General features: G+C 43.4%; 6 protein-coding genes and 1 pseudogene. 3 read left to right on the plus strand and 4 right to left on the minus strand.

Features of this window, described 5'->3' with window-relative positions:
• Positions 1–352: pseudogene (locus tag B5D58_RS13130) on the plus strand (integrase core domain-containing protein); the annotation flags it as partial.
• Here the strand turns inward: B5D58_RS13130 and B5D58_RS13995 are convergent.
• The 3 genes from B5D58_RS13995 to B5D58_RS13145 all read right to left on the minus strand — a co-directional run bounded on the left by B5D58_RS13995 (position 344) and on the right by B5D58_RS13145 (position 2,723).
• Positions 344–1,156, minus strand: a complete 813-nt coding sequence (locus B5D58_RS13995; protein WP_041356346.1) for a hypothetical protein — start codon at positions 1,154–1,156, stop codon at positions 344–346. The pseudogene B5D58_RS13130 and the gene B5D58_RS13995 sit on opposite strands and share 9 nt — an antisense overlap.
• A 15-nt stretch (positions 1,157–1,171) precedes the next feature.
• Positions 1,172–2,227 carry a hypothetical protein gene (locus tag B5D58_RS13140; protein WP_011110887.1) on the minus strand — a complete coding sequence of 352 codons (1,056 nt, stop codon included), beginning with the start codon at positions 2,225–2,227 and terminating at the stop codon, positions 1,172–1,174.
• Between the two features lie 133 nt (positions 2,228–2,360).
• On the minus strand, positions 2,361–2,723 hold the full coding sequence (locus tag B5D58_RS13145) for a hypothetical protein (RefSeq protein WP_011110886.1): 363 nt from the start codon (positions 2,721–2,723) through the stop codon (positions 2,361–2,363).
• A gap of 238 nt (positions 2,724–2,961) precedes the next feature.
• Here B5D58_RS13145 and B5D58_RS13150 point away from each other — a divergent pair, with 238 nt between their 5' ends.
• Both B5D58_RS13150 and B5D58_RS13155 read left to right on the plus strand, forming a co-directional pair.
• The gene (locus B5D58_RS13150) at positions 2,962–3,258 is read left to right on the plus strand and encodes a hypothetical protein (RefSeq protein ID WP_011110885.1); all 297 of its coding nucleotides are present in this window, start codon (positions 2,962–2,964) and stop codon (positions 3,256–3,258) included.
• A gap of 161 nt (positions 3,259–3,419) precedes the next feature.
• Entirely contained in the window at positions 3,420–6,518 is a 3,099-nt protein-coding gene (locus B5D58_RS13155; protein ID WP_011110884.1) for an SEL1-like repeat protein, read from the plus strand.
• Between the two features lie 42 nt (positions 6,519–6,560).
• Here the strand turns inward: B5D58_RS13155 and B5D58_RS13160 are convergent.
• Positions 6,561–6,847: integrase core domain-containing protein (locus tag B5D58_RS13160; RefSeq protein ID WP_143779599.1), on the minus strand; the 287-nt coding region annotated here is incomplete at its 5' end.

Consider the following 6,847-nt stretch of genomic DNA (forward strand, 5'->3'; position numbering starts at 1 on the left):
CCAGTTCACCCACCGCAAAACAGACAGGCATGCTTTCTTGCATATCTTCGACCGTGTCTGCCTGGAAAATGGTACGGAACATCGCCTGACCCAGCCAAATCACCCCTGGACCAATGGTCAAGTCGAACGCATGAACCGCACCCTCAAGGAAGCAACCGTCAAACGCTATCATTATGAAAATCATCAACAGTTGCGAGAGCATCTTTACAGCTTCCTGAATGCCTACAACTTCGCCAGGCGACTCAAAACCTTACGAGGACTCACACCTTACGAATACATCATCAAATGCTGGCAAAACGAACCTGAACGTTTTATCATCAATCCATACCATCACAAAGTGGGACTAAACATCTACCGGGCGCAGCAGGATCATTTCCAGCTTGTCGGAACGGATCGGCTTGAAATCATGCGCGGGCACGGCATTCAACGACATGCCTCGAAACAGCGTTGGCACATCAGCGATAAAACTACCCAGCTTGCCGCCCAGCGCTTCCACGTAAAGCGTCCAGAAACGCTTCACGAAATAGGCATGCCGGTCACCCTGCATGATACTGTCACTGCCGTAACCGACATGAGCAACGATATTTTTGAGCAACCCTGCCTGACCGGCTGCGCCGAACGGCGTTTTGCCCTGGGAAGCGAACAGATGCCCATCGGACGGAAAGCGGCCACCCGTCATCGAAAAGGCAGGCTCCTTCGGATCGTCGTAGAATGGTGAGCCCAGCACGATCACATCCAACCGCTTTCCCTGTGCAAAATGATGAGCTGCATAGCGTAAAAGCTGTGGCAGCCGGACTGCACCGGGTACGGACGGATGACCTGCCCCGCCAGGCATAACCGATTTATCCGCAAAGCGTTTAAGAGCTGCCACTGCGTCACGATTCAGGCCAAGCCGTGCTTTAGGATTGTTGTAAGCCGGATTGTCGGGAATAATAAATTCGCCGATGATCGAGAGGTGATAACCATCGATCAAGGTTACATGGCTGCCTTGATCCAGTTGCGTCAACTGCTTCAGTAACGCCACGGAATGCCGCTTGGCGTCATCCAGCGCATAATACGGCGAAACCGCCACGACCAAATCGCGGGCAAACGCCACTGGCGCAACCATCAGCGTCATGCACAATAAGCCCAGCAATAACAAAGTATTTTTATTCATGTGAGCCTCCAGAGATTAGTGGTCGGTATGGGCATTCATCGTGGCCACATGGCGAGCACGCAAACTGACGAATTCCATGACTTTGTCGTTGATGAACGCTTCGCGCCGGGCTTCCAATTCAACCAGACGCCCATGCAACTCGCCCCGCTTCTCACGCAAGGCTTCATGAACGGTGCGTTGCTCCTTCAAGGCTTTTTCAAGTTCGAGGTATTCCAGATTTTCGATATAGACATCAGGGGAATAGCGCATGTAGATGTCTTCTGCGGCTAGAAACAGGGCGCTGGCCATGAGCAATTCAACCAACAACTGTGACCAGACAAAGGCAAACCCATAGTCGGTGCTTTCACCGAAGGAATCCCAATCAATCGAGCTGGCCACCCCGGAATAAGTCAGGCCAAAAAGGCCGCCCCAAAAGAGAAAAGCCATACCGGTTGCCGCGTAAATGCACTTGGCATATAACCTGCGTGAGCTATCGTAAATCATGAAGTTGGTCACGTACTTAACTGAAACCGAGGCAATCGGCATCAATGCCGAGATCATCGTCGCCAGCCAGGGTTTTTCGATAAAAACAGCATTACCGGATGAAACCAGGTTGGCGTAGACATTTCCCATTCCCAGCCCTGCGGCAATGGTCAGGCAGAAAACTAGAACGCATAACAGGATCTGATCTTTTCTACGCCAGTCAGTCCAACCGACATTCTCAACGCTTTTCCCGCCAATGCTGTGCAGTGTGCCGCTTTTGATGTAACGCCGGGTATTCGCCAGCTTCACTTCCAAATCACTCAGAAATTTGAGTGAAACTTTAAAGGCGACATCGATATCCTCACTATCCAGTCGCAGCTTCGTCAGCTCAGCACCGAATTGTTGATCGGCCTGATGAGTCGCTTGCTCGGTGGCCATTGAGCCAGCGATTTCAGCATCGTTGTGATGAACGAGTCTGCGGAAAAAAACATCTGCTCCAGTGTTCTCCGTATCCGGCGGTTTCCTGGCTGAATCTGCCGTGCCGCTCTCAACCAGTTGTAACGCCAGTGGTTGTTTCTTGTCCTTGATTTTCGTTTTGGCTGTTGCCATGACAGTCTCCTTGTAAAGATGAAACAGGTAAACCGTCTGGCATGGTAATGATGGCGCTCGTGAAGTTTGGGAAATGGAAGTTATAAAGAAAAGCAGGTGTCCCAGAAGAATAATCCGGAACACCCGCTTTTTGCTACTTACTGAAATGCCTGGCTATCTCAGGATGTTTAATTTTAAAAAAGAGATCAATCAACCGAAGACGCTCAAGCATGATCACGTCACGATGCGGATCACCTTTCTCATCTTCCTCAAAATAATAGGAAAACCAGCGAGGATCACCAAGTACTTTATCCACATCAGGGATAGGCCACCGGATACCGTTCGAAAGGAGAATAATGCCATCAAAATTGTAGATGGCATCGGCGATGACATTTGGCCATTCTCGCCGCGAAATATTCATGTTTCGCGCCGCGAGCCAAAGTCTCTTCTTATAGACCGGATTATTCAATACACCGATGGTTACTATAAAAACTATTAACTTTTCATCGTATTTCATAATTGAGACTTCTCCTTAAAAATTTGAGAAATCCCTAGCTAGGGTGGTACTGCCTGAGCTTCATGAAGGCTCAAACAGCATTCTCCTGATATTTTTCTCAGAAATATTCCAGAAAACACTCCATATTTCTGAGTTAAATATAATTAAAACAATCAGTTATCTTTTTTCTTGCATCCCACCTCGCTTTATGGGAAGAAAGTATTGGTTGTTTAAGCAATTTGAAAGGAGTGCCTCCGGAATGGGAAAGAAAAAAAATAAAAAGACGGAGGTGCAACAGCCCGACCCAATGAGAAAAAACTGGATCATGGAAAATATGGATAGTGGCGTGATCTACCTTCTTGAGAGCTGGCTTAAAGCCAAATCACAGGAAACCGGTAAAGAGATTTCAGATATTTTTGCTAATGCAGTTGAATTTAATATTGTGTTGAAAGACTGGGGTAAAGAAAAACTCGAAGAAACAAATACGGAATATCAGAATCAACAGCGTAAGCTGCGCAAAACCTATATCGAGTATTACGACCGTGAAATGAAATAAAAACTGCGTATGTGATTTTGTACCAGTTAAATGCCAGGATAAATGTCAACATACCATTGATTTTTAGTACAATCCTGTTTTTGTAATTATTTTCCCAATACTCTAACCGTATTCGTTTTGAAGGACTGCGCAAACAAATATATCAAAGAATCCTGTTATCCATGACAGGGGCAGTCCGTCGAAATGTCCGAAAAAGGCTCAATAAAAATCAGAAGCAATTAAGGCAGAACTGGGAAGGTTATCACCTTTTGGAATTTGCCAAGACTATCCGGCCAGTCAAACAGGATACAAAAAGAAGAAAAGAGCTTGATGATCATCTCGTTAGCAATGGTATCGGCGGATTTGAAACACTTCAGAAACTGCCAGCTGACAACAAGACTGCTTTTACTACTGAAAAATCAGATGGTGTTTTTGAAAGCTTGGCAGAATTTCAAGACATACCCACTTTTGTTTGCTTTTTAAACTTTCTGGAATTCTGTCGGAATTCCATTCCCCGCAGGCCGTTGGATGTGTTTGATGGCAATGACACATTATCAATCGAAATTGACGGAAAACGCAAAGCCGTAACGCTGGATTATGCAATCGATGATTTCAAGAGGCACGCCAAGACTGTTGAAGAAAGACTTAAACTTGAATCTTCCCAGAGCAGCACTGGACAGGCAGACCCAATCCAGCCACGCCTAACCATACCTCAAGCAAGAGAGAACAATCCCAATTACTTTGCCAATGCTGTTTTGGATGTGATTGGTCGTGACGAGCAAAAATCTCGTTTAAAAGCGTTTTTGGAATGCGATAAAAATGTTGCATGGTTTCAGCTTGCAGGTGTTGCCGGACAAGGCAAAAGTCGCTTGGCATTTGATTTAATCAAAGTTGCCGAAGAGTTAGGTTTTCGAGCCGGTTTTCTTACAGAAAATGACATCAAGTTTTTCAAAGATCAGTGGAAGGACTGGCAACCCGACAAGCCCTATTTGCTGATATTCGATTATGTGATTGGGCGCGAAGAACAAATCAAACCCATTTTTCAAACTCTAATTTCCAATCAAGATGGTTATTGTCACAATATCCGTATTCTCTTGGTTGAAAGGCAGCGATGGGATCAGGGAAACGTAATAGAAACACAAGATCAAATCAACAAAGATGCACCACGGCAATTAATAGCTATCAGCAATAAAGCGCCATGGTTTCTCAAGCTGTGTGAAGAAGGTGACTCTGAAGGTGAACGTCTCGCCCCCTTTCGTTTTGATAACGGTGTTGAAGAACTTAAAGAACTTGGTCAAGATAATCTGGCTTCAATAGTTAAGCAGTTATTATCCGGCAAAACCCTCACCCTATCCGATGATGTGTTAGAAGAAACATTGGAACGGATCGATAATACTGGCCGTCCATTGTATGCTTATTTACTAGCACAACAATTAAGCGAAAGTGAGGAAGGTTTTCGAAGCTGGACAAAGATCGATTTGCTGAATGGTCAGCTGAAGCGAGATAAAAGACGCTGGGAGCAGGCTTTTAACGATAAAGCGCCAACTTGGGGGGATTCTCATGAAGCTATGAAGCTAGCTGTACTTGCAACCATTGTTCGCCAGATAAATTTTGAGGATGAAATAATTAAATCAAATTTTGGCCATATCGATTCATCTCTTGGAAAAGAAGCCTTAGCTATTACGAACAGCTATCTTGTTAATAATGATAATCGTCCTCATAAAATTCATGCATTAGAACCTGACTTATTGGGTGAATGGTTTGTTTTGTATTGTTTTTACCAAGGCCTTAATTTCGAAGAATTATTAAACATTGCCTGGGAATATTCACCAAATGATACAGCAATGTTTCTAATAAGAGTTATGCAAGATTTTATTGATTTAACAAAAACATATAATGACTGGAACTTAACCGAAAAACTGTTAGCGCATAAACCCCCGCATGAAAACCATTATCTAGTTTTAGCCAGAGTTGCAGTCTTTATCTCTTATGAACTAGGTCGTAGAAATTTAACAATACCTCATAACATTATCATTGCATTAGAACATGCTGCAAATTTGTCTAATGTTATTGCTATGGATTACCTTGGTTTCTTTTACCAACAAGGCCTAGGAGTTGTAAGAAATCCTGAAAAAGCTATTTATTGGTTTCAAATGGCTGTTAATAAAAAAAGCGATACAGCCATGGTTAATCTAGGAATTTGCTATCAAAAAGGCGAAGGGGTTAAACAGAATCTAAATGCAGCATTCAAACTGTTTCAACGAGCAGTTAAGCTAGATAACAGCACAGCCATGTTCTATCTTGGCCTTTGCTATCAAAGAAGTGAAGGAGTTAAGGAGGACTTAAATGAAGCTTTTGCTCTATATCAGCAGGCGGCTGATAAAGGTAACAGTACGGCTACAGCATATCTTGGTCTTTGTTATCAGTATGAAGTGGGAGTTAAGCAGGATTTAGACAAAGCCATTTCTCAATATCAACGGGCAGTTGATGAAGGCAATAGTTTGGCTATGGTATTTCTTGGACGCTGCTATCAATATGGCGAAGGAGTCAACCAGAACATAAATAAGGCTATTGCACTGTATCAGAAGGCGACTGATAAAGGTGACAGTACGGCTATGACATGTCTTGCACTTTGTTACCAAGATGGCAAAGGAGTTGATCAAGACTGGAATAAGGCTATTAACTTGTATCAGCAAGCAGTTAAAAAAAATGATTGTACAGCCATGTACTATCTTGGCGCTTGCTATGAAAATGGTTATGGAGTTAAACAAAATCGGAGTAGTGCTATCGAATTGTATCGGATGGCTGCAAATCAAGGTAATAGTAACGCGATGGTTAATCTTGGCTTTTATTATCGAAATGGCATAGGAGTGAAGCAGAATCGGAAAGAGGCAGTTAAGTTATTTCAACGCGCCGCTAAAGTAGGTGATTACAGAGCAATGTGCAATCTTGGTGTCTGCTATGAAAATGGTGAAGGAGTTGATCAAGATTGGAATAAAGCTATTAGCTTGTATCAGCAAGCAACTAAGGCTGGTGAGATTAGAGCCATTAGTAATATTCAAAATATACTCTTACGAAATTTTCTAGGTGAAGGTAATTACAAAAGTCGAAAAACTAATGGTTGTACAAGAAATAAGCTTTCACACTTAGTCGAGAAACTTGCATTTGACCCTCCCATTCTTGGAGGAGATTGGAAGCCACTTCTCACTGAAGAAATAAAAGCTTGTATCGATAAAGTTATTGTACCTTTTGAAATTTTAGATGTAGTAGTTGAGATCTGATCTGACAGTTACCCGATTTGACGAGTGCCTGTTAGATCAGATTCAGTTATTCAATTCGGTAATTTTATCGTCCCATATCTCCTTAGCGTCAATTAAAGTTTGCATCGGGGTGCGTCCACAGCACATTTTTCCCTGGTGAGTCCGCACACTGTTGTAGTACGCCATCCAATCATCCAGATCGTGTTGTAACTCTTCAATGGACTGGTAAATCTTGCGCCGGAATGTCACCTGGTAGAACTCCTGCAAGATGGTTTTGTGAAAGCGTTCGCAAATACCGTTGGTCTGCGGATGATTGGCTTTCGTTTTGGAATGTTCGATGTCATTGAGTG

It is taken from the genome of Nitrosomonas europaea, assembly GCF_900167395.1.
Taxonomy (GTDB): Bacteria; Pseudomonadota; Gammaproteobacteria; order Burkholderiales; family Nitrosomonadaceae; genus Nitrosomonas; species Nitrosomonas europaea.